Annotated in this window: 30 protein-coding genes; 8 read left to right on the forward strand and 22 right to left on the reverse strand. The window is 59.5% G+C overall.

Annotated features, from left to right (window positions below):
- Nucleotides 1-149: 149 nt before the first annotated feature.
- The 3 genes from FKG95_RS19180 to FKG95_RS19190 form a co-directional block, all read right to left on the reverse strand.
- Nucleotides 150-1,100 (reverse strand): polysaccharide deacetylase family protein, encoded by a 951-nt coding sequence (locus FKG95_RS19180; RefSeq protein WP_142898034.1) that lies wholly within the window; start codon nt 1,098-1,100, stop codon nt 150-152.
- Between the two features lie 253 nt (nt 1,101-1,353).
- Nucleotides 1,354-1,989, reverse strand: coding sequence for a cytochrome P460 family protein (locus tag FKG95_RS19185; RefSeq protein WP_218940266.1), 636 nt, complete (start codon nt 1,987-1,989; stop codon nt 1,354-1,356).
- A gap of 187 nt (nt 1,990-2,176) precedes the next feature.
- The gene (locus FKG95_RS19190; RefSeq protein WP_142898035.1) at nt 2,177-2,773 is read right to left on the reverse strand and encodes a TetR/AcrR family transcriptional regulator; all 597 of its coding nucleotides are present in this window, start codon (nt 2,771-2,773) and stop codon (nt 2,177-2,179) included.
- A 128-nt stretch (nt 2,774-2,901) separates the two neighbouring features.
- Here FKG95_RS19190 and FKG95_RS19195 point away from each other — a divergent pair, with 128 nt between their 5' ends.
- Complete coding sequence (locus tag FKG95_RS19195; protein WP_142898036.1) at nt 2,902-3,417, forward strand: anthrone oxygenase family protein; 516 nt, start codon at nt 2,902-2,904, stop codon at nt 3,415-3,417.
- A 7-nt stretch (nt 3,418-3,424) separates the two neighbouring features.
- Here the strand turns inward: FKG95_RS19195 and creD are convergent, their stop codons facing one another.
- Nucleotides 3,425-4,945 (reverse strand): cell envelope integrity protein CreD, encoded by a 1,521-nt coding sequence (gene creD, locus FKG95_RS19200; RefSeq protein WP_142898037.1) that lies wholly within the window; start codon nt 4,943-4,945, stop codon nt 3,425-3,427.
- Between the two features lie 221 nt (nt 4,946-5,166).
- Nucleotides 5,167-5,583, reverse strand: coding sequence for a DUF3775 domain-containing protein (locus FKG95_RS19205; protein ID WP_142898038.1), 417 nt, complete (start codon nt 5,581-5,583; stop codon nt 5,167-5,169).
- A 422-nt stretch (nt 5,584-6,005) separates the two neighbouring features.
- Between FKG95_RS19205 and FKG95_RS19210 the strand changes: the two genes are divergently transcribed.
- Both FKG95_RS19210 and FKG95_RS19215 read left to right on the forward strand, forming a co-directional pair.
- The gene (locus tag FKG95_RS19210) at nt 6,006-6,437 is read left to right on the forward strand and encodes a hypothetical protein (protein WP_142898039.1); all 432 of its coding nucleotides are present in this window, start codon (nt 6,006-6,008) and stop codon (nt 6,435-6,437) included.
- A 172-nt stretch (nt 6,438-6,609) separates the two neighbouring features.
- Nucleotides 6,610-7,542, forward strand: coding sequence for a DoxX family protein (locus FKG95_RS19215; RefSeq protein ID WP_142898040.1), 933 nt, complete (start codon nt 6,610-6,612; stop codon nt 7,540-7,542).
- Nucleotides 7,543-7,674: 132 nt separating this feature from the next.
- Here the strand turns inward: FKG95_RS19215 and FKG95_RS19220 are convergent, their stop codons facing one another.
- Nucleotides 7,675-8,076, reverse strand: a complete 402-nt coding sequence (locus FKG95_RS19220) for a GFA family protein (protein ID WP_142898041.1) — start codon at nt 8,074-8,076, stop codon at nt 7,675-7,677.
- Nucleotides 8,077-8,228: 152 nt separating this feature from the next.
- A complete protein-coding gene (locus tag FKG95_RS19225) occupies nt 8,229-9,134 on the reverse strand; it encodes a hypothetical protein (RefSeq protein WP_142898042.1) in 906 nt (301 codons plus the stop codon).
- A gap of 152 nt (nt 9,135-9,286) precedes the next feature.
- On the opposite strand from FKG95_RS19225, the gene FKG95_RS19230 reads away from it, so the two are divergent.
- On the forward strand, nt 9,287-10,036 hold the full coding sequence (locus tag FKG95_RS19230) for a DNA alkylation repair protein (RefSeq protein ID WP_142898043.1): 750 nt from the start codon (nt 9,287-9,289) through the stop codon (nt 10,034-10,036).
- A 478-nt stretch (nt 10,037-10,514) separates the two neighbouring features.
- Nucleotides 10,515-10,781 (forward strand): hypothetical protein, encoded by a 267-nt coding sequence (locus tag FKG95_RS19235; protein WP_142898044.1) that lies wholly within the window; start codon nt 10,515-10,517, stop codon nt 10,779-10,781.
- Nucleotides 10,782-10,995: 214 nt separating this feature from the next.
- Here FKG95_RS19235 and FKG95_RS19240 read toward each other — a convergent pair whose 3' ends face one another.
- Both FKG95_RS19240 and FKG95_RS19245 read right to left on the reverse strand, forming a co-directional pair.
- The gene (locus tag FKG95_RS19240) at nt 10,996-11,523 is read right to left on the reverse strand and encodes a GNAT family N-acetyltransferase (RefSeq protein ID WP_142898045.1); all 528 of its coding nucleotides are present in this window, start codon (nt 11,521-11,523) and stop codon (nt 10,996-10,998) included.
- Nucleotides 11,524-11,531: 8 nt separating this feature from the next.
- Nucleotides 11,532-11,789 carry a YjhX family toxin gene (locus FKG95_RS19245; RefSeq protein ID WP_142898046.1) on the reverse strand — a complete coding sequence of 86 codons (258 nt, stop codon included), beginning with the start codon at nt 11,787-11,789 and terminating at the stop codon, nt 11,532-11,534.
- A gap of 407 nt (nt 11,790-12,196) precedes the next feature.
- Here FKG95_RS19245 and FKG95_RS19250 point away from each other — a divergent pair, with 407 nt between their 5' ends.
- Nucleotides 12,197-12,568 carry a VOC family protein gene (locus tag FKG95_RS19250; protein ID WP_142898047.1) on the forward strand — a complete coding sequence of 124 codons (372 nt, stop codon included), beginning with the start codon at nt 12,197-12,199 and terminating at the stop codon, nt 12,566-12,568.
- 121 nt (nt 12,569-12,689) lie between these two features.
- On the opposite strand, the gene FKG95_RS19255 is transcribed toward FKG95_RS19250, so the two are convergent.
- The 3 genes from FKG95_RS19255 to FKG95_RS19265 form a co-directional block, all read right to left on the reverse strand.
- Nucleotides 12,690-13,160 (reverse strand): GNAT family N-acetyltransferase, encoded by a 471-nt coding sequence (locus FKG95_RS19255; RefSeq protein WP_142898048.1) that lies wholly within the window; start codon nt 13,158-13,160, stop codon nt 12,690-12,692.
- A 265-nt stretch (nt 13,161-13,425) separates the two neighbouring features.
- Entirely contained in the window at nt 13,426-14,022 is a 597-nt protein-coding gene (locus FKG95_RS19260; protein WP_179954176.1) for a hypothetical protein, read from the reverse strand.
- 427 nt (nt 14,023-14,449) lie between these two features.
- Complete coding sequence (locus tag FKG95_RS19265; protein ID WP_142898050.1) at nt 14,450-15,283, reverse strand: class I SAM-dependent methyltransferase; 834 nt, start codon at nt 15,281-15,283, stop codon at nt 14,450-14,452.
- 98 nt (nt 15,284-15,381) lie between these two features.
- Between FKG95_RS19265 and FKG95_RS19270 the strand changes: the two genes are divergently transcribed.
- The gene (locus FKG95_RS19270; RefSeq protein ID WP_142898051.1) at nt 15,382-15,696 is read left to right on the forward strand and encodes a hypothetical protein; all 315 of its coding nucleotides are present in this window, start codon (nt 15,382-15,384) and stop codon (nt 15,694-15,696) included.
- Here FKG95_RS19270 and FKG95_RS19275 read toward each other — a convergent pair.
- The 6 genes from FKG95_RS19275 to FKG95_RS19300 all read right to left on the reverse strand — a co-directional run bounded on the left by FKG95_RS19275 (nt 15,682) and on the right by FKG95_RS19300 (nt 22,133).
- Nucleotides 15,682-16,296: a transmembrane anchor protein gene (locus tag FKG95_RS19275; RefSeq protein ID WP_142898052.1), complete on the reverse strand. Its 615-nt coding sequence runs from the start codon at nt 16,294-16,296 to the stop codon at nt 15,682-15,684. The two genes, FKG95_RS19270 and FKG95_RS19275, sit on opposite strands and share 15 nt — an antisense overlap.
- 12 nt (nt 16,297-16,308) lie before the next feature.
- A complete protein-coding gene (locus FKG95_RS19280; RefSeq protein ID WP_142898053.1) occupies nt 16,309-17,025 on the reverse strand; it encodes a HupE/UreJ family protein in 717 nt (238 codons plus the stop codon).
- A 442-nt stretch (nt 17,026-17,467) separates the two neighbouring features.
- On the reverse strand, nt 17,468-18,433 hold the full coding sequence (gene dmeF, locus FKG95_RS19285; RefSeq protein ID WP_142898054.1) for a CDF family Co(II)/Ni(II) efflux transporter DmeF: 966 nt from the start codon (nt 18,431-18,433) through the stop codon (nt 17,468-17,470).
- 29 nt (nt 18,434-18,462) lie between these two features.
- Nucleotides 18,463-18,735, reverse strand: a complete 273-nt coding sequence (locus FKG95_RS19290) for a metal/formaldehyde-sensitive transcriptional repressor (RefSeq protein WP_142898055.1) — start codon at nt 18,733-18,735, stop codon at nt 18,463-18,465.
- Nucleotides 18,736-18,966: 231 nt separating this feature from the next.
- Entirely contained in the window at nt 18,967-21,045 is a 2,079-nt protein-coding gene (locus FKG95_RS19295; RefSeq protein ID WP_142898056.1) for an ASKHA domain-containing protein, read from the reverse strand.
- Nucleotides 21,046-21,227: 182 nt separating this feature from the next.
- The gene (locus FKG95_RS19300; RefSeq protein ID WP_142898057.1) at nt 21,228-22,133 is read right to left on the reverse strand and encodes a methyltetrahydrofolate cobalamin methyltransferase; all 906 of its coding nucleotides are present in this window, start codon (nt 22,131-22,133) and stop codon (nt 21,228-21,230) included.
- 288 nt (nt 22,134-22,421) lie between these two features.
- On the opposite strand from FKG95_RS19300, the gene FKG95_RS19305 reads away from it, so the two are divergent.
- Nucleotides 22,422-22,898 (forward strand): hypothetical protein, encoded by a 477-nt coding sequence (locus FKG95_RS19305; RefSeq protein WP_142898058.1) that lies wholly within the window; start codon nt 22,422-22,424, stop codon nt 22,896-22,898.
- Nucleotides 22,899-22,970: 72 nt separating this feature from the next.
- Here FKG95_RS19305 and FKG95_RS19310 read toward each other — a convergent pair whose 3' ends face one another.
- The 4 genes from FKG95_RS19310 to FKG95_RS19325 all read right to left on the reverse strand — a co-directional run bounded on the left by FKG95_RS19310 (nt 22,971) and on the right by FKG95_RS19325 (nt 25,739).
- Nucleotides 22,971-23,933, reverse strand: a complete 963-nt coding sequence (locus FKG95_RS19310) for a methylenetetrahydrofolate reductase (protein ID WP_142898059.1) — start codon at nt 23,931-23,933, stop codon at nt 22,971-22,973.
- Between the two features lie 47 nt (nt 23,934-23,980).
- On the reverse strand, nt 23,981-24,313 hold the full coding sequence (locus FKG95_RS19315; RefSeq protein WP_142898060.1) for a virulence factor: 333 nt from the start codon (nt 24,311-24,313) through the stop codon (nt 23,981-23,983).
- 52 nt (nt 24,314-24,365) lie between these two features.
- Nucleotides 24,366-24,977 carry a DUF1638 domain-containing protein gene (locus tag FKG95_RS19320; protein WP_142898061.1) on the reverse strand — a complete coding sequence of 204 codons (612 nt, stop codon included), beginning with the start codon at nt 24,975-24,977 and terminating at the stop codon, nt 24,366-24,368.
- 69 nt (nt 24,978-25,046) lie between these two features.
- On the reverse strand, nt 25,047-25,739 hold the full coding sequence (locus tag FKG95_RS19325; protein ID WP_142898062.1) for a corrinoid protein: 693 nt from the start codon (nt 25,737-25,739) through the stop codon (nt 25,047-25,049).
- Nucleotides 25,740-25,837 lie beyond the last annotated feature (98 nt).

The following is a 25,837-nucleotide window of genomic DNA, read 5'->3' on the forward strand; positions in this document are numbered from 1 at the left end:
GTCTTTGCGGTCACTTGGGGACAATTCTGCAATATGCATGCCATGGCATGTTTGCGGTGACGGCAAGTGTTTCCGGGGAAACTATTCGGACGGGCGCGGCGGGGCCTGTTTAACTTTTAAGCAGAATTATCTGCCCGCCTAATCTTTGGTCAGAGTTGCGACGTCCCGGGAGCGGAACTTGGGGCAGAACCGGGGGCAGAGCCGGAAATCGAACCGGGAACGATCCCCGCGGGCAGTTTTTCGACATGTCCGGCAATGGCGCCGGCGGTCGTCAGCCACACATCGTCGCCGAGATTTGCCACGATATGTTCGAGGGCCCGGCGCAGGTGGCGCAGCCGGAAAGGCTGGCCGACGATATAGGCGTGCAGCGCAATTCCCATAACCAGGGGCTGCGCTTTTGCCTGTTCCCTCATTTCATCGAAGTTGTCGATGATCATGTCGGCGAATTCGCGCGCGCCGGCCCGCCGCACGGCAATGGCGGGAATGTCGTTGATCTCCTGCGGGTAGGGCAGAGCGAGGATCGGTTCGTTGCGCGTCCGCATCCAGACCGGCTGATCGTCCGAACACCAATCGAGCAGGTAGCCGTAGCCGGCTTCGCTCAAGAGATCCGGTGTCACGTCGCTTTCCGAGATCCAGGGACCGAGCCAGCCGCGTGGCGGCCTGCCTTCATGCGCTGCAATGCTCGCGGTCGTCTCCGCGATCAGCTTTTGCTCTTGCGCCTCCGGCAGGTCGCCCTGACGTTCCGCATTGCTGCGGCCGTGGCCAAGGATTTCGTCTCCCCGGTTGCGATAGGCGGCGATCAGTTCCGGGCAGTGTTCATAGAGGCTGGAATTCACCAGCAGTGAAACGGGCATGGATAAATTCTCGAAGAGTTCCAGCATACGCCAGGCGCCGACCCGGTTGCCATAGTCGCGCCAGGCGTAGTTCAGAACGTCCGGCTGACCGCTGGGTGCCAGAACTGCGCCAAGGCCCTCGCCGAAGGAGAAGTGTTCCAGGTTCAGGCCGACGTAGACGGCGAGGCGGCGGCCGTCCGGCCAGTCGTAAAGAGGGCGATGCGGAAGTGCGGAGTAGTCGAAGCGTCCGTGGCTCTTGAGTTTCAACGCGGTCCCTTTTTGGTGTTCCGGTTTTGCTGTTTTGGCCGTCAACTCGGCGCTGTTTGTCGGAGTGCCTAGCTGAACTATTCGGTTCGCATCTTAGGAATCAAAAGGAAACTCTGTCAAAAGCCTTGGCGTCCAAAGGCATCACGGCCGGGGACTTGCCGCCCGCTGTCGGCGCGCTCCGCAGAAGTCGTAAAAAAAGAGGAAAGCAGACCTGCTTTCCTCGAGAGTCTCTCCGGCCCGTTCTAAAGCCGCGTTACTGCAACCGCGTATAAAACTTGGTGAAGACCATATCCTTCGTGGCGTTGGCAATGTGGCAGGCGGCGCAGGCTTCGGCGGGCAGGGCCGCAGCGGTCTTGGCGAGGGGCGGCGCATGGTGGCCGAAGTTGAAGTAGCCCCAGCCGTTGGTCTCCGCAAAGCGTATGCTGTCCTTGACCGCGACATCGGCACCGTTGAAGGCACCTGGAAAGTATCCGCGTCCGGAGGCCTCGTCCGCCGAGCCGTCCTCATAGTCGGAACGCAACACCAGCTGGAGCTCCTTGTAGAGAATCGTGCCTTCCGGGAAGACGCCGGTCTTCTTGTAGATCCTGTAAGCACTGGGCTGGATGTAGACATTGTGGAATTCGGGAAAACCGGCCTCGCCGCCGTTCAGACCGTTCGGGGTGAGCGGACTGCCGACGAAAATCCATTCAAAGTAATTCTCCGGCCGGACAAGCTCGCCCTTTGCGTTGAACTCGGGTTTTTCTGTGACCTGGTCGGCCGCATCCTTGTTCGACTCTGCGTTCTTGTTCGACTCTGCGCCTGCCGTATTGACCGCCTCGCAGGCGGCGAGGGCGAATGCGGTCAGGAGCGACAGTGTGATCAGCAGGGTTTTGGTTTGTATCTTCTGCACCTTTTTTCCTCCAGTGGACGTGTCTCCGGCAGCCAGGTTTCCGGTTGCGGTATCGGGTGCGTCAGACTTATGGAGCGGCAGGATTCGCGATAGAGCCGGCCGTACAGGATTCTTGACCAGGCGTTCAGAACTGACGAAGGGCGGCGGTCAGGATCGAATTTCGGCTAAGCGGCTTTACCGCGATCTTTCAAGACGCGATTTTTTGAAACGTCTTGAGGGCCCGGTCCGCGCGGCGCTTTATCTCCGGGGTCGTGGGCTCGGGCAGGGCGCCGATGACGCGCCGGATCTGCAGATCGCCGATCAGCAGATTGAGGTAGAGTTCGACCGCGTCCTTGGTGGAAAGGCCCTGAATCACACCGGCCTTGCGCGCCTGCTGAAAGACCTGTGCGATCAGGGGAACGACGCTGTCCCGGCCGCCTTCGGTCAGCGCGGCGCCGAGTTCCCCGCTGGCATCAGCGGCGGCGGCGCGGTTCAAGGCGACGGCGCGTTGGCCCAGCACGAGCCCGAGCAGTTGCGGCCCGAGCCTGCGCAGGGTTTTGAGCGGCGGATGCTCCGCCTGCAGTTCGTTCTCCAGCAGTTCCTTCACGTCCCGCGCATTGCGGACAACCATGGCTTTGAAAAGTCCCTGCTTGTCGCCGTACCAGCGATAGAGCGTTTCGTTGGAGGCCTTGGCCCGGGTGGCGATGCTGAGCATCGAAGTGCCCGCATAGCCCTTGGCTTCCAGCAGTTCATAGGCCGCCTTTTCAATCTTTTCCTGCCGTTGGACGCGCGCGGAGCTTCGCATAAGGGTCTCCTGATTCGTCTTGACTCATACCGTACATACAATTACGGATAAGATCAAACGTACACATAATTACGGTTTTTAAATTTCACCTGACGTTTTCCAACAAGGGTCATCATTGGGAGCAGGACATGCATTCTCTTCTCCGTCTTTCCGCCTTTTCGGGCCTGATCCTGAGCGGCGCTATCTTCGGATTCTTCTATGCCTGGGTCTGCTCGACCATGTGGGGCCTGGACACTGCCGATCCGAAAGTCGCCATTGCAGCCATGCAGGCCATGAACGCATCGGTCAGGAACGCCGTCTTCGCGCCCGCCTTCTTCGGCACGCCCCTGGCGTTGTTCTTGACCGCTGTCCTTGCCTTCAAGGCGGGCAGACGCGATGCGGTCTGGCCCTTTGCCGCGGCGGGCGTCATCTACCTCGTCGGCGGGATGCTGCTGACCATGCTGGTCAACGTCCCGATGAACGAAGCTCTGGCCCTGGTGCAGATCCCGGCGGACCCCGCCGAGGCCGCCCGGATCTGGGACGACTATTCCCCAAGGTGGCAGGTCTGGAACCAGACCCGCACCCTGGTCTCCGGCATCACGCTCTGTCTCGCAGGTTACGGGATGCTGCGGTTGGGGAAGAGCCCGGGGCGGGTGCCGGCCTGAAGAGTCGTCACTTCTCCGGCTCCTTCGATGCGGGCGTGTCCGCCTGCGAAGTTGTGTTGCCCCACACCGCAGACTCCTGACTGGGACCGGCCATCGCCGGATCAGGGCTCGGAATCTGGCCCGGCGGCATCAGGCGTTCGCCCAGGGCATACCAGTCGAAGTTCCGGGTCGCGTACATGGCGGCGGCCAGCAGAACCAGAAGCAGCAGGCTGCCCATCAGCATGGCCTGATCTTCCGCCTGCAGGGTGAAGAAGAGATAGCCGTAGACGCCGGACAACAGGCCGCCCAGCATCAGGCCGCGAGTCCAGCGGGCAGTGATCTTGGCGGCATAGAGCGTGACCAGGGCGACGCAGGCTAGCGCCGCCAGCCCGAAGGCACTGGCAAAGCCGATCACTTCGGCGAGTGAAACCTGCAGCAGGAAGAAGAGGGTCACCGCGGCGCCGACCATCAGGTATTGCACCACGTGGAGGCGGCGTTTTCCCACGGCTTCGAAGACAAACAGCGTGCCGAAGGTCACGATGATGAAGAGCAGGCCGTACTTGGCCGAGCGCTCGCTCATCCGGTAGAAATCGACCGGGTTCAGCAGCTTGGTCTTCACCGCGTTCAGGTGGATCTGCTGCACCAGCGTCTGTGCACCCCCATTGTCGTCGCGCAGCACCTGCGGCAGGCCGCGCGCCAGGTGAGAGATCTGCCACTGTGCCGAAAAGCCGTCGTCGCGCACCTCGTTGGAGACCGGCAACTGAACGCCGGTGAAGCTGGGGTGGGGCCAGTCGCCGGTCAGGGCAAATTCGCTGTCCCGCCCCAGGGGCACGAAGCCCAGCGCGCTGCTGCCCTTCAGCTTGAGGTCGAAAGCATAATTGATCGCTGCAGACCCGGGCGTGAGTTTGGGCAGGGGCGCCTGAATCCAGTTCAGGTTGCCCGGCAGGCCGCTGTGCAGTTTATTGCTGCGGACGTCGAACAGCAGCTCTTCGTTGCCCCAGAGAAGCTTCGGCGCATTGGCGCTGCCGCGCAGATCGGAGAGCTGCACCAGCAGCTTGGCCTGCGGCCACTGCACGCGCGCGCCGTCTTCGAGCGGAAGCGTCTCGGCCGCGGGGATCCGGAAGCTGCCCCGGGCCTTCGCATCGGCGGTATAGAGCAGGGCTTCGTAAATCCCGCGCTTTCGGGTCTGGCTGGTGAGATCCGCCGTGATCTGCTGGGCGTCCGGCAGAATATAAAGATTGCGCCGGTGCCATCGGGTTTCATCCAGGTAGAGCGGTTTTTCCTCCGTATAGTCCGGGCTTTTCACCTTCACCACATAGGGCTCTTCGACGGGCAGCAGCAGGATCGGGCCGGCGATGGTCTGCGAGCGCCCCCAACTCTCACCCAGCTCGCGCGTGACCGATTTGCTGAGGTGAGCCCGCTCCTTGATCACGGAATAGACGTACTCGAGCGGGATAAGCATGAGCAGAACCAGAAAGCCGAGCAGCATGACTTTAAAGAGCGCCGCGTGCCGCGCGAGCAGCGGTGTTTGAGTTTGTCCGTTATCCATAAGAAGAACCCCTGAAGAAATATGCGGCGCGGCAGGCGACGCTGCGTGGCCGTTATGAACAGGGGCCGTTCTCGCGCCGGTTTGTGGCACGGATGGGGCGCGGAGGTGTCCCTCTCGGGGTAACTCCGTGATTGTTTGATCTCTGGAGGGCGAGCAGACTCACGGATAGATTCGAGGGCAGCCGCGTGCGGGCAGGCCCTGAGAGGCCCGCCCGCTTGGGCTCAGTTTTCGTAGTCTTCGCAGCTGTAGCCCAGGGCGGCCAAGCCCTCGGAGAGATAGTCGGCCAGCAGGGGGGTGCCCAGCAGGTACTCCGCGCTGTGGTCGTTATGGGCCTCTGCTGCGTCGCTGCGGATCTGCTGCCAGTCGTCGGGGCCGGCAGAGTCGCGGCCGAGCCACATCAGGGCGACCAGGTCGACCTGCGCGTCGTCGTTCATGTCGTCGATGAAGCTTTTCATCTCCTCATAGACGGGATCATCCGCCACGGGATCGTCTTCATGCTCCTCCAGTGCGTCAAGCGCGTCCTCATCGATCGGAGGGGGCGTGCCGTCAGAATCGGAAACCTCAGGCGCCAGCTTCACATCGTACTGGTGGGCTTTTTGAATCAAGAAACAGACGGTGCCTGGATTGATTTCCAGCATTGGCTTTGCCTCCCTTCGCCGGATTATTCCTGTAACTGCTGGTGATGATTTTGAGGGGCGTGCCGGGGGGTGACCATGATTTGAGTCAAGTGACCGCCGTTCAGTGCCGAGGCCGCGAGAGCTGTTTCGCAGGGCTGCGTACCGGTCCCGAATCCGCTGTCGTGACTTGCCACCGGCCTGTTCCGGGCAGGTGGCGAGCCGGCGGACATTTCGTCGCATCCCGGCGTGCCCCTGGCGCGTTCCTGGTGCGTCCCTGGGGCATCCCGGCGCATTCCCTGAGGCTGGAAGCACCGATATCCCTTCGGAGCCGCGATCCATCCCGGTTGTGCGGCGACTTTCTGTGGTCGAGTCAAATTATTGTGACTTATGAAGGGTTTGTGTTAGGATTTGACTGACTACATGAGCAGTGTATGAGTCTTGCCGTGAAGAATCTTCAACCCTTTTTAGCCGCTCTGGTGATTGCCATGACGGCGCTGTTTTTTGCCATCCTTTCCATGGCAGATGTTCCGGCTCCAGGTAAAGCGCTTGATGCGCCGGCTTCCAGATCCATCCAGCTGGCTTTGCACGACCAAGAGCCTTTCCCTGACCAAGAGCCTGCCCCTGACCAAAAGCCTGCCTACGACTTTCGGGCTGCCGATGATTTGCAGGTTACCCTGGCCGCTTCTCAGGACTGCCCCTGTCCCCCGGAACGCGAAGAGGTGGAGTGTAATCTCGATCTCTGCAGTGCGGGGATCATTCAGAACGCGGTACCCGCGAACCGCACGCTTGCGGTGACACCGAATCCGATCCTGCGCGATGACCTGAGCGGCATCGCAAAGGAGCCGGAGCACAGCCCTCCAAGATTGTCGGCCTGACGACGGCGGCCCCGTTTAGCAGCCGCCGTTAAGCGCCCTGGTTTCGGCGCCCCGGTTTCGTCAAAGCCCCTGCAGCGACAGACGCGGTCTTTAAAGACATGGCCTTTTACGCCGTGGACGTTGCTGTGCGGGCGAAGACGACAGACAAAAAATCAAATCTTGGAGTTACCCCATGACTTTCAATTTCTGGGGCGAAGTCCCCACGGACGTGAAAGCTGCGTCCGCGAACAAAATCGCCCTTCTGCTGCGGCTCGGCCTCGGCTCGGTTTTCCTGGTCGGCGGCTGGTGGAAGCTGTCGCGCGCCATCGACGCCGCCCAGTCCGAGGCCCTGGTGACCAAATACATGGCCGCCAACGGCTACATCAATTCCTTCTTCGACGAGTACCTCTTTTCCGGACCGGATCCCTTCCTGACGCCCCTTGCTTTCCTGACGTTGCTCTCGGCATTTGAGTTGCTGTCGGGCATCGCGCTGCTGGCGGGCGTCTTCGTGCGGGCCCTGAGTTTCATCTATGCCTTCCTGCTCTGGAGCTTCGTGATCGCCCTGCCGGTGGTCACGGTCTCCGGACTGGAGAGCGAGGTCAGCTCTCACTTCTCACCCGCTCTGTTGGTGCAGATCCGCGATATCGGCCTATCGGGGATGTGCTTTATCCTCTTCGCCCTGGGCTCGGGATCCTACTCGGTCGATCAGCGCTTCCTGAAGCGGGGCATGGCGCCGGAGCAGGTTAACTGGAACCACTACGGCCTGCTGCTGCGCCTCTCGGTGGCGGCGGTCTTTATAGTCGGCGGCTTCTTCGCGGGCTACGGCCACATCAAGAGCTTCGTCGACATCCCGGTCCTGCTGGTCGCCATCGGCCTGGTCCTCGCCAGCGGCCACGCCACCCGCCTCGCGGCCATCGCCGCCTTCGCGGTGATCGCCTGGTACAGCGTGGGTAAGCTCAGCTTCGATGCGACCCTGTGGAACAACCTGAACGCCATCAAACGCGAGTTCGCCTTCCTGGCGGCGGGATGGGTTCTTTATGCCTATCAGGGCGGAAGGGCGTTCCGGCTGGATGCTTTGTTCAAGTCGCCGATGAAGACGATCCTCGGGAAGTCGCAGCAGGCGTAGCGGCAAGAGAAATGCGGGCGGGTTCCGATTTGGGGGTCGGGGCCCGCCTCGTTTCGATGAAATCGCCTGGTGATACGGCAGGGCGTGATCTTGTACGGCGAGGATTACTCTGAACGCAGATGCCAAGCTCAGCTAACCGGCGAGCGGACCGTCGTGTTGATTTCCCGCATTTCCGATTTCATCCCAATTTGCCTTCGAGCCGACAAAGATGTGATGCGCGACTTTCAAGGTTTCGAGGTCGCCGGGCAGGAGCCCTGCCGGAACGAACATGCGTGCTTCGTCATTTTTGCCAGGCAAGGAAGAGCCACAGACACCGCAGAAACTGGACTCCCAATCAGCGCCCGGCTTTCTCCAGGTTCTGACGCTGCTGCGGCCCTTAAGCCACGTGAAGGCCTCATTCTCGACGACAACGACGGGAATGCCATTGCCGCCGGTGTACCTGCGGCAGATCGAGCAGTGACAAACGTAGATCTCCGAAACAGGCTTGCTGATCTCAAATACGACTGCGCCACAATTGCATTGGCCGGTTAACATGCTGGTTTCTCGCCACTTGCTTTTGGTCCGTCCGGGCCTTGGAGAATAGGTTTGACGCCTGGCGAGCACAATCGGCTTCTCCCGGAGCATTAAAAGGGCGGGGTTAGCGTGGTTCCTTCATCGACAATGACCGCTTTAGGGTCCGCTGTGCTTTACCGAGCGAGTGCCGCGTCGGCCTCTATGACCGGATCATTGAAAGTCCAGCGGGGAATTGTACGCAAGCGGCCGAGGGACGCGAAGGTATCGGAGAATTCGGCATCTTCCGAGATGTTTTGCCGATGGACTGCCTCAAACTCTTTTCCGAAGCCTTCAAAACCATCGGGGTTCAGCTCGCATAAATGCACCTGATTCCAATCGGTTTCGAACTTCGGGTCGTGGTAGAGAACCGCTGCCGTCTCCATCGCTCTGAACGTACCGAACCGGCCGGTCTGCACGAGCGTCTGGGCCGCAGGGCCGCAATACACACGCATGGCTTTTCTGTATTCATCCAGATGCTTCGGCTCGACCTGAAGAAACTCCAGCGACGATGTGCGTTCGGGATGGTCTGCCGAGCCTTCCCAGCCGCGCGGTAAGACAAAGGACGACGGCGTGGAAAGGAGTATCTCCGCACGCAGCAGCTCAACTCGGTCTCCATGCGGATTGACGGCGAGCTGACGGATTGTGTCGGCTGGAACGAAGCCGCGGAAATACATCAGCTCAAAATGGCTCCATACCGGCGCATCCGAAGCAGATTGAAAGACTGAACCGTGTCGATAGAGGGCATGGCCGATCCAGGTTTCCGCGCCGCGCTCAATGCTCTCGGCCTGCTTCTTGAGCAGGGTTTCAGCTGTCGGGTCTGTTGCCTGAAGTGTTCTGGCGAGCATGACGAGACGATCGCCCGGCTCGACCAGGACGAGTTCGCTCTGACGGTTAGTATCAATCATACTAATCCCTTTAAATGCGGCTGGCGCTGCAACAAGCCGCCCGCTGTCGATTGGCAAAGCATAGAAATGCAGGATTGAGGACTTGCCGCGCAAACTAAACTGCGGGTCGGCCGTCGGTCCAGTCTGCTCCTTCAAGAGTCTCTCCAACGCTGGACGTTCGCCGTGACCTGATGAGTGAGCAGGCCGGGTTCAAAGCGGGCGTTCGCCGCGACAGAAATCGAAGCCGGTATGGCGGACAACCTTGCCGTCCGCTTGTTAGCCGGGACTGTCCGGGATAGGCTTGTCCCATGGGACATCGCGACCTTGAAATTGGTCGGCTGCATCGGGCAATTGCCTTGGAACTCAGCGCGTTGGGTGAATTTACACCCTATGTTGCCGACGCAAACGAGCCTGACCCGCGTTATCTGGGCTACGGCGTAAGGGCTCCGGAAATGAGGCGCGTGATCTCTGACCTCAAATCAGAATTTGTCTCTTTGCAGACGGAGCAGAAGGTCGAGTTGGCCATAAGGCTCATCGCTTCAGGATATGGAGAGCAGAAGAGCGTAGCGCTCGCGCTCTTGGAGCAGGTGCCTGAATATTTTACGCCAGAGCGATTTGACTGCCTTGAGTCCTTGATGAGGGGTCTTCATGGCTGGAGCAAAATTGACGGCTTTACCAAATTGTTCCTGAGACAAATTCTGGAAGCCTACGAGGCGGAGTTAATCGATCTGCTAAAGTCTTGGAATGCTGATGCAGACCTTTGGCTTCGCCGTGCAAGTGTCGTCATATTCACGCGCAAAGTCGCCAAGTCGAGACTGTACAAAGATGTGGCGCTTGCGAATTGCAATAGCTTGATAAACGACCCGGAACACCTGGTTCAAACCGGTGTCGGGTGGTGCCTGAGAGATCTTATGCGTTGGCACAAAGAAGAAATATTACAATATGTTATCGACCTGCGGAGAAAAGGTGTGAGCAGTAAAATTACACTCTACGCCCTGCGCGACGTAAAAGGCGAGGAGCGCAGGGTCGTCTTGGATCAAAGCGCTCGCGTTCGATAGTTCGTTTTCGCATTTGTTCAACTGCGGTCATTCACGAGAAACACGGCATAGGTACTCTAGCCTCAAGGCGGTCATGCGCTTTGCCAGGGGACGAGGCCGGCGTCGAACGACACTACCCGCTCGACAGATGCGGAGAGACGGGAAGCTGACAACGTCGGGAACGGGCGTTAAGCCCGGGCTCCGCTCATAAAATCTCAGGTGCGGACGCACGCGGCCCAGAGACATCCGCTGAGTGCTGCCGGAAGTCCATATATTGCACATAAATGGGCGAGTATTCTTTCGAATTATACAAAACTTGCAAATATGTAAAGTAATAATCAGTTCAAATTCTGTACTATCAAAATGATAAATCTAAAAATGTTACTAAAAGAACAAAAAAAGTAATCATTCATTAACTTTTTTCTGTGGTATTATTTGGTTCCCGTCACCAATCGGTAGGTGAGTGGGCGATTTAGTATCCCAATAAAGAGAGTACCCTATGAAAGCGAATGTTTTTCTCAGCACCTTCCTCGGCGCAGTGCTGATCAGCTCCGTCTCCTATGCCGCCTGTACGCCCGAGGAGGCGCAGGCCAAGGCGCTTGAGATTTCGGAAAAGATGCAGGCGTTAGCAACAAGCAATCCGGAAAAGATGCAAACTGTGTCGCAGAAACTCTCCAGTGCCGCCTCGAACCTCTCGAGCCAGGAAGGTAGCCTTGACAAAACCTGCGAGGCTTATGATGAGATCCTTGCTGAGATTAACTCTTAAGTTTCAGATTGGGATGCGCTGACGCGCATCCCTCAGGAGCCCAGCTGGACCTGATAGAGGTCCAGCTGGGCCAAACCTGCAAATTTAGGCGCTATGAAGAGTAACTGGCGTAGATGTAAGACACTGCCCATTTGCTGCTCGCGATATGAAGACCACCGCAGGGCGGATTTTGCAGACCTTCGGCAGGGACGCCGAATGCCTTTCCTTTTCGGAGCTACTTTTGACCGTAGTTCAGAATGTCCCACCAATCCTCGCGCATGAAGGGTGGGGCTGCTTTTGTGGGGCCGCTAAGCTTGGCAAGGGTTCCTGGTGTCAGCTCAAGCACCATCCAAGCATCAGTTGGGGCCTGAAGGTCAGGGTACGGCGTTTGCTTGTCCGTCGGAACATATCCATAGCGCGGATAGAAGGTTGGAACGCCCAATACGAGCACCGCGTCGACACCGATGGATCTAAGATGCTCGGTGCTTGCCTCCATGATCTCTTTGCCAACGCCTTGACCTTGATACTCCGGCAGCACCCCACAGGGTGAGAGCATATAGCAGTTTATGTCCGGGTGCTCCGCGAACGCGAAGGGCGTGAACATCACGTTGCCCGCAACCTGCCCATCTCGCATCGCGCTGATCGAGATCGTCCCGGGAAGATCAAAGAGGTCCTTGGCAAGCTGAGCGATTTCATCGCCCTCGTCTGGACCAAACGCCAGCCGGTGGACTTTGGCAATGGCGTCAATATCTTCATGTTTCATTGCATGTCCTATCTTTGGTTCAGTTGGGCGCGAACGGATTTGATCCCCAGCCTTGATGCCCGGTAGGGGAGTCCATTTCTGGAGTGGATCAGGCGTCGTGTCAGAAGGCGTTGAAAAACGCCAAGAGTGCAATCAGTCAGCACATGACCGTCGCGCGTGTAGCAGATGACATTTTGTATTTTGCCGTTCGGAAGTCGTTCATGATGGATCGACCCACCAAGAGCGAGTTCATGCAAAACACGCTGCTCGTGCTTTGAAATATTCAAGGGGTTTTCTCGATTTTATGAGAGCACAGAAAAAGGTTCACTCAGCGTTCAGCTCAAGTGTTCCGACTGTTAAGGTTCCTGTTACGACTCGCCAGGAAAGGGCGTTATGCCCGGGACTCTCGCATAAAATCTCCATGTCGAGGCAAAATGCCTCCGTATCCTGTGGAGATACGCATCTCTGTCCCAAGGGTCAACTCATAATGAAGGTTTCGAAAGCTGACTCTGGATTCATGGAATGCCATTGCAGCTTTGGGCCAACAGCGGTCATGCGACGCGCCGAGGGTCGGGGCCGTCCCATAACCGCGCATGCCTCACCCGGCGGGTGTGTGGCCTGGCGATAACCCCTTCGCGTGACAGCCTCGGGCGATGAAGCTAGCCTGCAGCTTCTTCAGCCGGGAGCATGACGCGTGACGAACCCAGTCTATCATTTCGAGATACCGGTCACGGACATGGAGCGCGCCGTCGCCTTCTATCAGCGTGTTTTCGGCTTCCAGCTCGACCGCCAGACCGTCGATGGATACGAGATGGCTTTCTTTCCCAGGACGGAGGATCGTCCGGGGGCGAGCGGGGCGCTGGCGAAGGGCCACGTCTACACGCCGTCCCATAGCGGCTGCATTCTCTATTTCGACGTGGAGGATATCGACGCGGTGTTGCGGCTGTCCGAAGCCGAGGGGGCGAAGGTGCTCTACCCGAAGAAGGACATCGGAGCGGGGGGCTTCGTCGCGGAGATCGAGGACAGCGAAGGCAACCGGATCGCGCTGAACCAGGTGCCCGCCTGATCGGGTTTTAACCGGCAGATGATCGTCAGAGAAAATGGACTCTGCGCTCTTTATCTCTGTCCCGATGAGACCGGACGATTTACAGGGGACGCAAGCCTTGAAGACGCGGGAGGCAGAGACTTCATTTGCCCGGCCCGGCCACGTCGAATGACTTGCAGATTCTTCCCTCCGGCGTCCGGTAGGTTCGAAGGCCCATGGCCTCGTAGTAAGCCAGCCCTTCGGCGTTCGTGGCCGCGATCGTCGCATCGATCTTGGCCAGCCCTGCTTTCTCCGCTGCGGCGGAACTGACGGCGAAGAGCGCCCGGCCCACGCCGCGCCGGGCCGCCGAGGGCCTGATATGGGTTCCGATGATGCCCCATCCCGGTTCGACCCCCCATTCATTACCGGTGTCGGCGCGCTTGAGCGACTGGAAACCCAGAACAACGCCGTCTTCCTCAGCGACAGTACAGCGGATCTTTGCCGGATCCTCGATGTAGTAGCGCTGCACGAATGCCTCGTCATCCGGACTGCTTCGTTTTCCCGCGGCCGTCAGTTCCTTGAGAAAGGCGCTCATCTGCTTCACGTCTTCAAGAGTGGCGTCCCTGGTCTTCATATCTCGTGCTGTCTCCTGTCTGCGGATGAGGTGGCAAGCGCCACCCCAAGGGCGAGTATGCAACTCACGCCGCCCATAAGAAAGCCGTCCTTCGCTGCGTCAGGAATTGAAGTCGGCGGCAAACGGCGGCACCCGGTGGCAAGGTGCCGGGCTGTCAAAGGATGAGGATCAAGTCACCGAGCTGGCGCGCGGTAGCCAGTCGCGGATGCGGGCTCCTGCCTTTTTCAGAACTCAGTTCGAGCCGTACAGCTATAGCCCGGGTCTTTTATGATCTGAAACGTTCGAAGATATCAATTGCCTTTGATCTAAGCTGCTCTAATTCGTCAGGTTCGATGCGTTTGTAGGGGCGATAATTAACGGTTCGATACTCAGTATTTGCCGTGTAAATGATAACCTCGTCACGGTGCGCTTCGATATGAAATCCCTCCTGACTTTCGAGGGAAGTAACGAGCTTGCCGTCAAACAATTCCAGCGCGGCTTTTTCATCGTTGCTCGTGAGATAATACCTTTCTGAAAATTTGGTATGTTTCTCTACTTTTAGTCCGGAGTTACCTGTCATCGCACCAAGGAAAAGTTGCTTGGCTGCGAGCATCTCACGCAAAGAGAATTGGGGCCAGTTCATCCCCGGCGACCTGAAATAGAAAACACCATCCATCGTCCCGGAATTCCCCCACCTTTGCCAGCATTCAAAAAATACCATCTCTCCGGCAAACCTGTTGTCGCGTAAGACGTTGATTATGTTTGCGTGGTAACGGTGCTTTCCACTTCGTGTCGCAAAGCGGCTGAATTCTTTGAGCCGCTTGCGGAGCGCTCTGTCAGATTTTTTGGAGAAGGACAGGCCGAGTTCTTCGGCAACCCGCATGAACTGGGTCCTGCGTTTTTTTTCCTTCACGACGTTATGCGATACGATAACTATCCCGAGCAGAAAAATTAGTATGAAAAAAAGTTGTTAGAGCTATCGGCATATCTATTTGCAATCTCTCTAATTTCACTGGGGTGTTTTAATAACTCGCCCAAAATACAGTGTTCATGAAATGTCAATTCTTGCTTAAGTCGGGGACTAAAACCCTGGCAGATGAGTCAGGCGGATTTTCCGCTCCTGATCCGGCAGTCTTGCCGGTACGAAGGCGCGAAAGTGGCGAGACGCCCAAGACGCGGCATTCCTGGCGCGGCTGCTGAAACTGTTGTGGGGTAGGTGAGGGGGTACGGAGAGCGAAGGGCTGCAAATCAGGAGACATCGACGCACAAATCCGGACCTGATCCCGGTTACGTGACGATCGGACCTGAATTCACAGACGCGAGACGACGGCGATCTCTCCCGCTTCAGTGGTCCAAGGGGCTCCGGTCACGACATCGAGGATGTCTTCCACGGCCAGCCCGGCATCCTGGACTTCGCGCGCGACCGTCTCGGGATCGAAGTACTGCATCCAATTAAAAATCTCGAAGCGGCGTTCCGGCGCAACGATCAGATAACGGTCCAGCGCGATCTTATCTCGATCGTAGAGAAAGGTGGTCTGGAAACAGAAGTGGTCATCCGGCGACCAAAAGTCTCCCATGGGGCGGCGGCCGTAGGTCATGATCTCGCGCCGGCTCTCGAACTGCCGCGTCGTCGACACATCGAACACGAATGTCCCGCCGGGCTTCAGCATGTCTTTGACCCGCTCCAGAAGTCTGCGCCGTTTCTCGGGGGAGAGTGTGCAGAAATCGCACCATATCAGGCTGACGACGTCCTGTGCGTCTGGCAGGTCGTCGATCAGATAGTCTGCGTTTCGGTAGTCGATGTCCAGATCGTCGGCGGCGGCTTCGGACCTTGCGTAGTCGAGCGAAACGGCGGAGAAGTCGACGCCAATCACGCTGGCGCCTCTTGCCGCCATGCGCCGGGCATAGAGTCCCGGCCCACAGCCCAGATCGCAGACCTTCCTGCCCTGCAGGCCGATCTTTCGGTCAAACCATTCCACGATACTGTCGATGGTCCGGCTCTTGCGCGAGGCCAGGTCAGTGCTGTCGTCCAGATGCACTTTCAGCATTTGCTGTGCGATCCAGGGATCGGTCCAGAGCACATCGGTCGTATAACGGGAAAAGGGCTCGGGTTTCCGATTGAAATCGTCCAGATCTGAGTACACGGCGGATCGCCCCCTTCCAATGCCTGCCGCTCAATGCTTACCGCCCAATGCTAAAGGCGGGGCGAGGCAGCTTTTTCGAGTCTCACTCTAAAGACGGGGTGTCAAGTGCATGCCTGCAAAAGGCCGGCTCCGTCGAGACGCTCTCTGTGCCGGAATGCGGCCGCGCGGCCCCGGCCCTGACGGTCCTGGGCGGGCTGTCCGAAGCCCTGGCCGTCCCTCTGCGCCTCTACGACAACGAGCGTCCGGCCATCACCGCGACCTTCAAACGCCGCCAGCGTTTTTCGGGGCAAATGAGCCACGCCGAATACGCGGCGTTTTTGGCGCGGCTGTTGGGGTTGCTCTATTCGATGGTGGCTATAGAGCCGCGCACCCGACACTCGGATACGCGGCTCCGCAACCTATTCGCTTCTTAGTATCTCTGAGTAGACACCTTTTAGCTGGAGCGAGATGGTAACTGGCGCCTTGTCACGGTTACGCCAGAACCAGCCATGTTCGCCCGGAAAAGGCGCAAGCATCTCGCCAGTGCCTTCCGTGGCACCGCGACCCTTTTCGTAAGTGTGAGACTGGCCGCCACCGTGGGCGTGGAGGTCGAAATTGATGCGACCACCTTCCGCAACCCAGGCGTATTGGGCTTGGTCTCCCGCCGCCATCTTCAGTTTGATCTCGGTGAAGGCGCCCGGCTCAAGTGTGAAGACTATTGAGTCGCGCCAAGTTTCCTGAGCTTGAGCGGTGCCAACAACGAAACCGAAGATGCCGTCCAGCAAGTTCGACGACTGCTCGTTCCCATGAAGCTGCCGATCCTGTTCGGCCTCTTCTTCAAGCTCCTGCTTGATCTCACCCATCTCGGTCAGACCAAGCACGCGGCCCGCGCCTGTGGGGTCGATGCCGTATTCCGCAGGCAGAACCACAGCGACAAGGATGACCGCAGCTCCGATGGCTGCAGCGACGGTGGAACGCAGAAGCTGGGCCGAACTGGGCAGCTCTTCGAGGCTCGGTTTTTCTGAATTGAACATGGTTCGATTTCCTTATGCCGCTACGACGTAGCCGGTAATCTGTAGTCCCATCAGGATAAAGCCGAGGGACATCATGATGACATTGACGCTGTAGGCTTGGCGGAAAAACCTTTCCGATTTTCGCCAGTAGCCCATTACGATGAGAATGACGGCAAGCGCCAGCAATTGGCCAATCTCGACACCGACATTAAAGGACAGAAGGTTGGCCAGAAGTCCGTCTTTTGCGATCTCGTATTCAAGGATCTTAGTCGCAAGGCCCGTGCCGTGAATCAGGCCGAAGGTCAGCGTTGCCGCCTTGGTATCAGGTTGATAGCCAAACCAGCGCTGAAAGGCGCCTAAGTTGTCGAGAGCCTTGTACACGACAGAGAAGCCGATGATCGCATCGACGATGTAGGAACTAATCCCCCAGCCGAACCAGACACCGGCGAGCATCGTGATCGAGTGTCCGACTGCAAAGAGGCTGACATAGATCGCGACGTCCTTCATCTTGTAGAGGAAAAAGACGACACCCAGCAGGAACAGGATGTGATCGTAACCCGTCACCATATGCTTGGCGCCGAGGTACATGAAGGGGATGATGTGCACGCCCCAGATTTCCTGGATGTAGCCGGCATCGCCGGGCGTGACGTCATGCGCCATGGCTGAGCTCGCAGTCAGCAACAGCATGGATAAAACGAGAAGCTGGAGACGCGATAAGTCGCGCCTGGCAACCCCAGTGAGAGCTTTCATGGGTAACTCCGCAAATTTGTAGATTGATCGAATATGCGCAAGCGGCGCATCGGTTCGATCAGGCGCGCGGAGGTCGTTCTATGAGAAACTGTCGGGAGGGGCTGAGTGTCGATATCAAGCCTTGCCAGTCCTCTCTGAAGTCGACTTTCAGAACAGAACTTGTGCCGGTCAAAAGCAATACCTGATTGTGGTCGTGATCGACAACATCATGGCTGTGACCGTGCAAGGCCCAGTATAAGTCTTCCTCAAACCCGTGCGAATGGCCGTGCTCTTCGACCATTGTCATGTGATCTTGGATCGTCTCAAAAACCGAAGGCGCATGCGTAAAGGATGGCATTACAGACCACACGATCAGTGAGAGGCATAGAAAGGCGATGCCTGTCTTCCGAATGTGTTCGTATGCCTGTCTCATCGGCCCTGCGTACTGTTTGGTCGCGACAGACTAGGCTGCCGCGTCGACTTTGTGAACCTCTATCGTGGTATGAGCCAGATGATCAATCCCTTCAAGCTGCGCCTTGTAGTGGCTTGGGCTGTCGGGTGCCGTCGAGGCGATTGAGACGATGACTGAGTAATGACCCGGACCGACCTGCCAAATATGAAGGTCGGTGATGGTGTCGCCGTTGTCCTCAATGGTTTCGCGGACTTTGCTCTCCAGGTTCATGTCTTGCGGAACGCGATCCAGCAAAACGCTTCCGGTGTCCCGGATCAGCCCGAACGACCAGCGCGATATGACGATTGCGCCGACCACACCCATGATGGGGTCGGCCCAGTACCATCCGTACGCACGCCCCAGCAACAAGGCCACAATCGCGAGGACCGATGTTAAAGCGTCTGCCAGAACGTGCAGATATGCAGCGCGCAGATTGTTGTCCTGTCCGTGGCCATGGGGATGATCAGGTCCATGATGATGGTGCCCATGATGCTGCTGAGCATGACCGTGGTGGTGATGGTGGTCGTCCCGAAGCAGCCACGCACTGAGCAGGTTCACGGCCAGTCCGATGACGGCCACCATGATGGCCTGTTCAAAGCTGATCGGAACTGGCTCAACCAAACGCAGCAAGCTTTCCCAGCCGATAAGTAAAGCGACCAGAACCAATACCACGGCGCTCGCAAAACCCGCCAAGTCGCCGACCTTGCCCGTGCCGAAGCTGAAATTTGGATTTGCCAGGTTCCGTCTTGCATAGCGATAGGCCAAAACCGCTATCAACATAGCGCCGGCATGGGTCGACATGTGCCAGCCATCCGCGATGAGAGCCATCGAGCCGAACCAATGACCCGCGACGATCTCGACAACCATCATTGTGGCCGTCAGGGCGATGACCAACCAGACCTTGCGCTCGTTGCGGTCTTGGTTTGCGCCAAGAAAGTCATGATCGTGCGTAATTTCGGATAAATCCCGCTTCTTCAAAGCAATCCCCTTCAGCTCAACTGAGCTGCTTATTTCATGTATGATTTCAGGATCTGGATCATTTCTTCCGCGCCACTCTTGCGGTCGGCTTCAGTTGGGCCTGCGACGACATGCTCACGCATATGAACCTCCATCACTTCGCGCGTGAGACCCGTCATAGCGCCACGAATCGAAGCAAGCTGGCGCATGACCTCGCCACAATCCGCTTCGGACTCTAAGGCGCGTTCCACACCCTCCATCTGACCCTTGATCCGCCGGAGTCGGGAGATCAGCTTCGTATTATCCAGGCTCAGATGGGACACGCTCCACTCCCGATGCTCAATATAGTATAGGGGACTATACTATATATGCTCAGTACGACAAGCCATGCTACCGATGTCAACGACGGTCAATAACGGCGCGCCAGGACAATCGGCATCAAAGCGCCGGTTCAAAATTTCACCTGTTTTGAGAGGCTTTGCGCTGCTGCGCGTATCGTAAAGCTGACGAACGCAGTATCGTCGCAAACCCGCGGAGCGGGCTCAAATCCGGACCTAACTCCGTCGCCGCCGCCTTCGCCGCCCGCCGCCGTCTTCGTCCCCCTCCGGGGCTGCTTTCACGCTCGGGGCGGGGAGTTCCACCGCTTCGGCCAAATGCGGGAACACCGCGGTCGTATGCGGAATGCCCATGGCTTGCACAAAGTGCTCCTGGAACTTGGCTTCCACGGCGGTTTCGATCTTCTCGACCTTTTTGACCACGCTTTCGATGTCGTCGCGGGTTTTCTGGTTCAGCAGGGCGATGCGCGCGCCGGTGCCCGCCGCGTTGCCCGCGGAGTGGACCTTCTCCAGGGGGCAGTCGGGGATCATGCCCAGGATCATGGCGTACTTCACGTCGATGTGGCTGCCGAAGGCGCCGGCCAGCATGATGCGCTCGACCTGCTCCACGCCCAGGCGGTCCATCAGCAGGCGGATACCGGCGTAAAGCGCGGCCTTGCCGAGCTGGATGGCGCGGACGTCGTTCTGGGTGATGCGCAGTTCCGGTTCTCCGTCCCCCTTTCCGTCACCCTCATGCAGCAGGTAGGAGAAGGTGCGGCCGTCCGGCTGGATGCGCGGGGTCTTGGCGGCCATCTCGCCGTTGATGGTGCCGTCGGTCAGCAGGAGCCCGGCCAAGAACATCTCGGCCAGAACCTCGATGATGCCGGAGCCGCAGACGCCGGTGACGCCGGTTTTCTTGGTCTCGGCGGCGAAGCCCGGCTCGTCGGACCAGAGGTCGCTGCCGATCACCTTGAATCTTGGCTCGAGCGTTTCCGGGTCGATGCGCACGCGCTCGATGGCGCCGGGGGCGGCGCGCTGGCCACAGGAGATCTGCGCACCCTCGAAGGCCGGACCGGTGGGGGAGGAGCAGGCGAGCAGGCGCTGCTTGTTGCCCAGCACGATCTCGGCGTTGGTACCCACGTCCACGACCAGGGTGATGTCCTCGGCCAGATGCGGCTGCTCGGAGAGGATCACGCCCGCTGTATCGGCGCCCACATGCCCGGCAATACAGGGCAGCACGTAGACCCGGCCGTCCTGGTTGATGTTCAGCTCCAGCTCGGTGGCCCAGAGGGTCATGCCGGAGTTGGCGGCCAGCGCGAAGGGCGCGCCACCCAGCTCGGTCGGGTCCATGCCCAGAAGCAGGTGGTGCATGATGGGGTTGCCGACAAAGGTAGCGTTCAGGATCAGCGTGCGGTCGATCCCGGCTTCTTCCGCCACGGCCTCGGTCAGCGTGTTGAGGGCATCGCGTACGGCGGCGGTCATGGCCCGGTCGCCGCCCGGGTTCATCATGACATAGGAGACCCGGCTCATGAGATCTTCGCCGAAGCGGATCTGCGGGTTCATGACGCCCGACGAGGCCAGAACCTCGCCGGTCTGCAGATCACAAAGGTGCGCGGCGATGGTGGTGGAGCCCACATCCACGGCCATGCCGTAGGCGTTCCCCTGGAAGCCCGGCCAGATGGCGGTGATGACCTGACCGCGGTGCACGGCGACGGTGACCTTCCATTCGCCCTTGCGCAGGGCCTGCTGCAGACCCTGGAGCGTGCGCAGGTCGCACTCCAGATCGGTCAGGCTCCACTGGGATTTCAGGGCGGCGATCAGGCGCTCCAGATCGCCGGTGGGATTGTGCATGTCGGGCTCTTCGACCTCGACGTAGTGCAGCCGCATGGCCGGGTCGAGCTCGATATCGCGGACCTCGGCGCGCTTGCGCACCACCTGCTTGTGGACCTGGCTGTCGGCGGGGACGTCGACCACCAGGTCGCCCTGGACCAGGCTCTGGCAGGACAAACGCCGATCGGCCTTCATGCCGCGCTTCTTGGCGTAGCGCGCCTCGACCTCGTTGCCCGGGGAAACGTTCTCGGCGCGGCTGGAGATACCGTGCTTGGCGAAGTCGCCGATCTCCGGCTGGATCTGGCAGCGGCCGCAGATGCCGCGCCCGCCGCAGACCGAATCGATGTCCACGCCCAGGCTGCGGGCGGCCTTCAGGACCGGGGTGCCGACGGGGAAACGGCCGCGCCGTCCCGAGGGCGTGAAGACGACCAGGGCCTGCTTTGCTTCTTTGGTCGCCGGTTCGCCGATTTCTTTCAGTGTTTCAGACATGCCTGTCTCGACTCAAAACCTATTCCCGCCCCCCGATAGCCTAACTCCGCAGCTCGTGACCAGACTTGTCTGCTGACGGCATGAACTGCGCTTTTTGAGCCTGATCCTTTTTCAGCTTTAACCTCGCCGGAACTGGTGTCCGCAGCAAAGTTTTACCCTCTTCTGCGCCGCCGTTCGCGGCGTTACCCTCTCCGGCGCCGCCGCTCGCGGCGGCCGGCACCTTCGCCCTCGGCGCCTTCGGGCGCTGGCGCGCGGTACTTTTTGATCCAGGCGCGGCAGTCCTTATCGTGACCCAGCAGAACGTCGGAAGCCTTGATCCCGGTCAACTCTTCTTCGTGCAGCGGGTTCATGATCGCGGAGGTCATGCCGGCGCCAGCGGCCATGGCCAAGAAGAAGGCGTTCATGGCGTGGCGGTTGGGCAGGCCAAAGGAGATGTTCGACGCGCCGCAGGTGGTGTTGACGCCCAGCTCCTCGCGCAGCTTGCGGACGATGGCGAAGGCCTGCTGGCCCGCCGTGCCCATGGCGCCGATCGGCATGACCAGAGGATCGACCACTACATCTTCCTTGGGGATGCCGTAGTCGGCGGCGCGCTCGACGATCTTCTTGGCGACGGCGAAACGCACCTCCGGATCCATGGAGATGCCGGTCTCGTCGTTGGAGATCGCGACCACCGCCGCGCCGTACTTCTTGACCAGCGGCAGCACCCGTTCCATCTGCTCGTCTTCGCCGGTCACCGAGTTCACCAGGGCCTTGCCCTGATAGACGCTCAGGCCGTTTTCCAGGGCCTCGACAATGGAGGAGTCGATGGAGAGGGGCAGGTCGGTCAGGGACTGCACCAGCTTGACGGTCTCGGCCAGGATCGCGGGCTCGTCGGCCAGGGGGATCCCCGCGTTGACGTCCAGCATGTGGGCGCCTGCGGCGACCTGGGCCAGGCAGTCGGATTCGACCCGGCTGTAGTCGCCCGCGGCCATCTCGGCGGCCAGCGCCTTGCGACCCGTTGGGTTGATGCGCTCGCCGATGATGCAGAAAGGCTGATCGAAGCCGATCACCAGTTCTTTCGAGTGCGAGCTGACAACGGTGCGTGACATGGTCCTGGTACTCCTGGCAAAGGGCGGCGGTGCCCCTGTGTCATCCGCGCGCCGGCTGTCTTTTTATTCTGATTTCGAGCGTCAGGAAGCTGGCGGAGCCGCTGACGTCGATCCCCTGCGATTAGCTGCGATCCTGAACCCGCCGGCTGTCACACTGGCGACATCCGATATCTTAAAAGCGTACAGCTGCGGTCCCGGGAAGCGTTACAGCTAAAAAAGACCGGTTTGGATGGGTGGCGTCTGCTTTGCTTTTCTATATCTTTCAGTCTCTACAACAGGGAAATCCATATGAGACACCTCCAGGCCTTCCAATCCCGTGATGTGCGGGCCTTGCCATTGGCGAACGAGAAGGGATGGCAGTTAAAGCGCTATGCCATCCTGTCCGAGGGCAGAGATTTCGATAACGGGATCGCGTCATCGGCTCTGGCTGAAGCGCTCGCCCGCTTACCGAAGGCAGGCCAGATCGGGGATGAAGCCGGCAATCACGGCGTCGGGTTTCAGATTATCCACTTCGCCGAGGTCGCTGTGGTATCGCCTGTGTTCTATTGGCAGTGGGGCAGCGTCCTGGCCAATATCGGACAGATGCGGGCACCGTGGGATCAGCCGACCTCCTTCGGGGACGGCGAAAGTGAAGTCGTTGGCTGTGTCTGGGAAATGGACTTGGTCAGTTTCGAAATCGCGGCCTGGAAAGACACAGTGCTGGGCCATTCCGGAACGCCTGCCGAAAGGCTGGCAAGCTACGGCGAACAGCTGTACGCGCCCTGACCCGTCTTAGCGGTGCCGAGGCTGTTCGCGGCGGTCGCGCAGGCCTGCGGCCTACCGGCCCAGGCGCGTGTTTCAGCCGATGTCCCGCGTGACCTTGAAGCCCTTGCCCTTGGGATCCATCGTGAAGTCGCCATCGACCACCGCGTAGCTCCAGGCCGCGGACTTCTTCAGACCGCCCAGCGGATACATATGAACCTTGGCGATGCCGCAGTTCGGGTCCTCGGCCCGGTACTGGGCCAGATCCATGATCAGTTTGTCCGGCGCGTTGACGGTCATCAGCTTGGCGACGTTCATGGCCTGGCGGGTCAGGAAGCGCATGGAAGGACCGACACCGCAGGCCTTGGCATGGTTGATAAGCGTCTTGATGGTGGCCAGACCCGGTGCGCCGATGTGGATCGGCAGCTTGTTGCCCTCGGCCTGGATCGCGCGGTCCCAGGCAATGATCGGGGCGGCCTCGAAACAGAACTGGGTCGCGATGTAGAGCTTCGCGCCGGTGCGCTCGGCGAAGGCGTTCTTCCAAGTGATGGCGTCCTTCAGGCCCTGTGGGGAGATATCGGGGCTGCCTTCCGGATGGCCGGCGACGCCGATTTCACGGATGCCGTACTTATCGAAGAGGCCGGTTTCGAGCAGATCCATGGAGGATTCGAACTCACCCAGAGGTGTATCCACCGCACCGCCCAGGGCAACGACCTCATCGATCCCGACCTCGGCCTGCAGCTTCTTCAGGTTCTCTTCCATGACCGCGGCGCTGACGATGGAGCGGGCGGCGAAGTGGGGCAGGGGCTGAAAGCCCTCTTCCTTCAGGCGTTTGGCCGTGGCGATGGTGTCGGCGAAATCCGACCCCGGCAGGAAGGTCACGGCAACCTTGGCGCCCGGCCGCAGGTGCTCGCGGTAGTCGGGAATCTTGAGCGCGGAGCCCGGCGTGGTCTCGATGGAGAAGTCCCGCATGAAATCGATGATCTGCTGCTTCATGGGGTCGGCCTCGCTCAGGCTGGAGAAGGTGGCGGCTGGGGCTGCGCTGCTGAAAACGTTCATATCGCTATCCTTGGCTCAGGAGCCCGTGGGCTCTGGCGTCGCGCCGTTTAGGCGTCTGCTGAGGTTGATTCGAGGGTGCTGTCGGACTCCAGGCCACCGTTGGCGACCAGTTCTTTCAGGCGTTCTTCCGGGTAGGCGGTTTCCAGAGCTTCAGCCGCGGTCGCGGCCTCCATTTCCAGGTCGTCGCCGACATCGCTGGGCGCGGCCCGGCGCCAGTGCTCCAGATAGGAGTCGCTGTCGCGCAGCTTGGCACGCATGGCGGCCCGGTCGATGGCCTTCTCGAAACGCTCGTCGAGCTGCCGCTTGGCGTTCTTGCGCCCGGCCTTCACGATGACCTGGGCGGGGATGTCGCGCCAATAAACCACTGTCAACTTTGCCATGCTCTGTTCTTTCGTCCTGCGGTCGCTTGCCGCGTCCGCTCGTTGTTCAGTTTTAGTGCGCCTGCCGGATGAAACTTTCCAATTCGCCGTAGCCGGTAAAGCGGTATTCGTAATCCAGTTCAATCTTTTCCGCCGCGGCCGCTGCCTCGGCTTGAAGTTCTTCGTCCTCGGTCTGCGCCAGGTAGACCAGCTTGGTGTAGTTGCCGAAATACATCGGCAGCAGTTCCGGGTGACGGTCGATCCCCATGCCCTGGATGATCAGTCTGTCGAAGTGCCGGACCAGGTAGTCAGTCAGGTAAAAGCAGGTCGGGTCTTCGTCCGCCTGCGCGTTGAACCCTTCGACGCCACTGTAAAAGGCATAGCAGTGCGGGCCGTCGATCCGCTCCGCGCCTTCTTCTTCCAGCACCCGGTCCAGCGCGCCACCGGTTCCGCAATCGCCGTAGAGCACCATGATCTTCTGGTAGCGCTCCCGGTTTTCGCGGATTTTCCGGCGCACGCCCTCGGGTATCTTCTGGGGCGTGTTGTGCCAGATCGCCGGCAGACAGGTGACGCCCAGATGGGTCCAGTGGTTCAGGCGGATGAGGTCCACGACTTCCCGGGCCAAAGCGCCACAGGCGATCAGCAGGGTGCGGTGTGCCGTATCCTCTCTCGCTCCGTTCTGCACTGGATCCCCTCAAGTTCGTCGTGGGCCGGGACTGCAGCGGGGCGCCAAGCCGGCGCCCGGAATTCCTGGTTAGAGCTGGTTGTGCTTGCGCGCCATGAACTCTTTGGCCGTTTCCACCGCGACAGCGGCATCGCGGCAATAGGCATCCGCGCCGATGGCTTCGCCAAAGGCCTCGTTCAGCGGCGCGCCGCCGACCAGCACGATATAGTCGTCGCGCATGCCCTTTTCCTTGAGGGTGTCGATGACGACCTTCATGTAAGGCATGGTCGTGGTCAAAAGCGCGGACATGCCGAGGATGTCGGGCTCATGCTCTTCGATGGCGGCAAGATAGTTCTCCACCGGATTGTTGATCCCGATATCGATCACATCGAACCCGGCGCCTTCCATCATCATGGAGACCAGGTTCTTGCCGATGTCGTGGATGTCGCCCTTGACCGTGCCGATGACCATCTTGCCCAGTTTGGGCGCGCCGGTCTCGGCCAGCAGGGGGCGCAGGATGGCCATGCCGCCTTTCATGGCGTTGGCGGCCAACAGGACCTCCGGCACGAAGAGGATACCGTCGCGGAAGTCGATGCCGACGATCCGCATGCCCTCGACCAGGGCCTGAGTCAGCACGTCGTAAGGCGTCCAGCCGCGCTCCAGGAGGATGTTTACGCCCTCTTCGATCTCTTCCTTCAGGCCATCGTAGAGATCGTCGTGCATCTGCTTGACGAGCTCGTCGTCATCAAGCGTGCTGAGGTCGAGATCGTCTTCATCGGACATGGCGTTCATCCTTAATCGCGTCTGCTCTCAAACCTTTGCTTACACCCGCCTTTATCAGGACTGCGGTGCCGTGAAACAAAGGCCTTCTCTTACGCGCC

It is taken from the genome of Denitrobaculum tricleocarpae, from assembly GCF_007004665.1.
Classification (GTDB): Bacteria; Pseudomonadota; Alphaproteobacteria; order Kiloniellales; family Kiloniellaceae; genus Denitrobaculum; species Denitrobaculum tricleocarpae.

Bases quoted from the DNA above. Each gene is read 5' to 3' on its own strand.
- FKG95_RS19190 (WP_142898035.1), bottom strand. From the start codon at position 2,773: ATGCGAAGCTCCGCGCGCGTCCAACGGCAGGAAAAGATTGAAAAGGCG.
- FKG95_RS19195 (WP_142898036.1), top strand. From the start codon at position 2,902: ATGCATTCTCTTCTCCGTCTTTCCGCCTTTTCGGGCCTGATCCTGAGC.
- creD (WP_142898037.1), bottom strand. From the start codon at position 4,945: ATGGATAACGGACAAACTCAAACACCGCTGCTCGCGCGGCACGCGGCG.
- FKG95_RS19205 (WP_142898038.1), bottom strand. From the start codon at position 5,583: ATGCTGGAAATCAATCCAGGCACCGTCTGTTTCTTGATTCAAAAAGCC.
- FKG95_RS19215 (WP_142898040.1), top strand. From the start codon at position 6,610: ATGACTTTCAATTTCTGGGGCGAAGTCCCCACGGACGTGAAAGCTGCG.
- FKG95_RS19220 (WP_142898041.1), bottom strand. From the start codon at position 8,076: ATGTTAACCGGCCAATGCAATTGTGGCGCAGTCGTATTTGAGATCAGC.
- FKG95_RS19230 (WP_142898043.1), top strand. From the start codon at position 9,287: ATGGGACATCGCGACCTTGAAATTGGTCGGCTGCATCGGGCAATTGCC.
- FKG95_RS19235 (WP_142898044.1), top strand. From the start codon at position 10,515: ATGAAAGCGAATGTTTTTCTCAGCACCTTCCTCGGCGCAGTGCTGATC.
- FKG95_RS19240 (WP_142898045.1), bottom strand. From the start codon at position 11,523: ATGAAACATGAAGATATTGACGCCATTGCCAAAGTCCACCGGCTGGCG.
- FKG95_RS19255 (WP_142898048.1), bottom strand. From the start codon at position 13,160: ATGAAGACCAGGGACGCCACTCTTGAAGACGTGAAGCAGATGAGCGCC.
- FKG95_RS19260 (WP_179954176.1), bottom strand. From the start codon at position 14,022: ATGCGGGTTGCCGAAGAACTCGGCCTGTCCTTCTCCAAAAAATCTGAC.
- FKG95_RS19275 (WP_142898052.1), bottom strand. From the start codon at position 16,296: ATGTTCAATTCAGAAAAACCGAGCCTCGAAGAGCTGCCCAGTTCGGCC.
- FKG95_RS19280 (WP_142898053.1), bottom strand. From the start codon at position 17,025: ATGAAAGCTCTCACTGGGGTTGCCAGGCGCGACTTATCGCGTCTCCAG.
- FKG95_RS19295 (WP_142898056.1), bottom strand. From the start codon at position 21,045: ATGTCTGAAACACTGAAAGAAATCGGCGAACCGGCGACCAAAGAAGCA.
- FKG95_RS19300 (WP_142898057.1), bottom strand. From the start codon at position 22,133: ATGTCACGCACCGTTGTCAGCTCGCACTCGAAAGAACTGGTGATCGGC.
- FKG95_RS19305 (WP_142898058.1), top strand. From the start codon at position 22,422: ATGAGACACCTCCAGGCCTTCCAATCCCGTGATGTGCGGGCCTTGCCA.
- FKG95_RS19310 (WP_142898059.1), bottom strand. From the start codon at position 23,933: ATGAACGTTTTCAGCAGCGCAGCCCCAGCCGCCACCTTCTCCAGCCTG.
- FKG95_RS19315 (WP_142898060.1), bottom strand. From the start codon at position 24,313: ATGGCAAAGTTGACAGTGGTTTATTGGCGCGACATCCCCGCCCAGGTC.
- FKG95_RS19325 (WP_142898062.1), bottom strand. From the start codon at position 25,739: ATGTCCGATGAAGACGATCTCGACCTCAGCACGCTTGATGACGACGAG.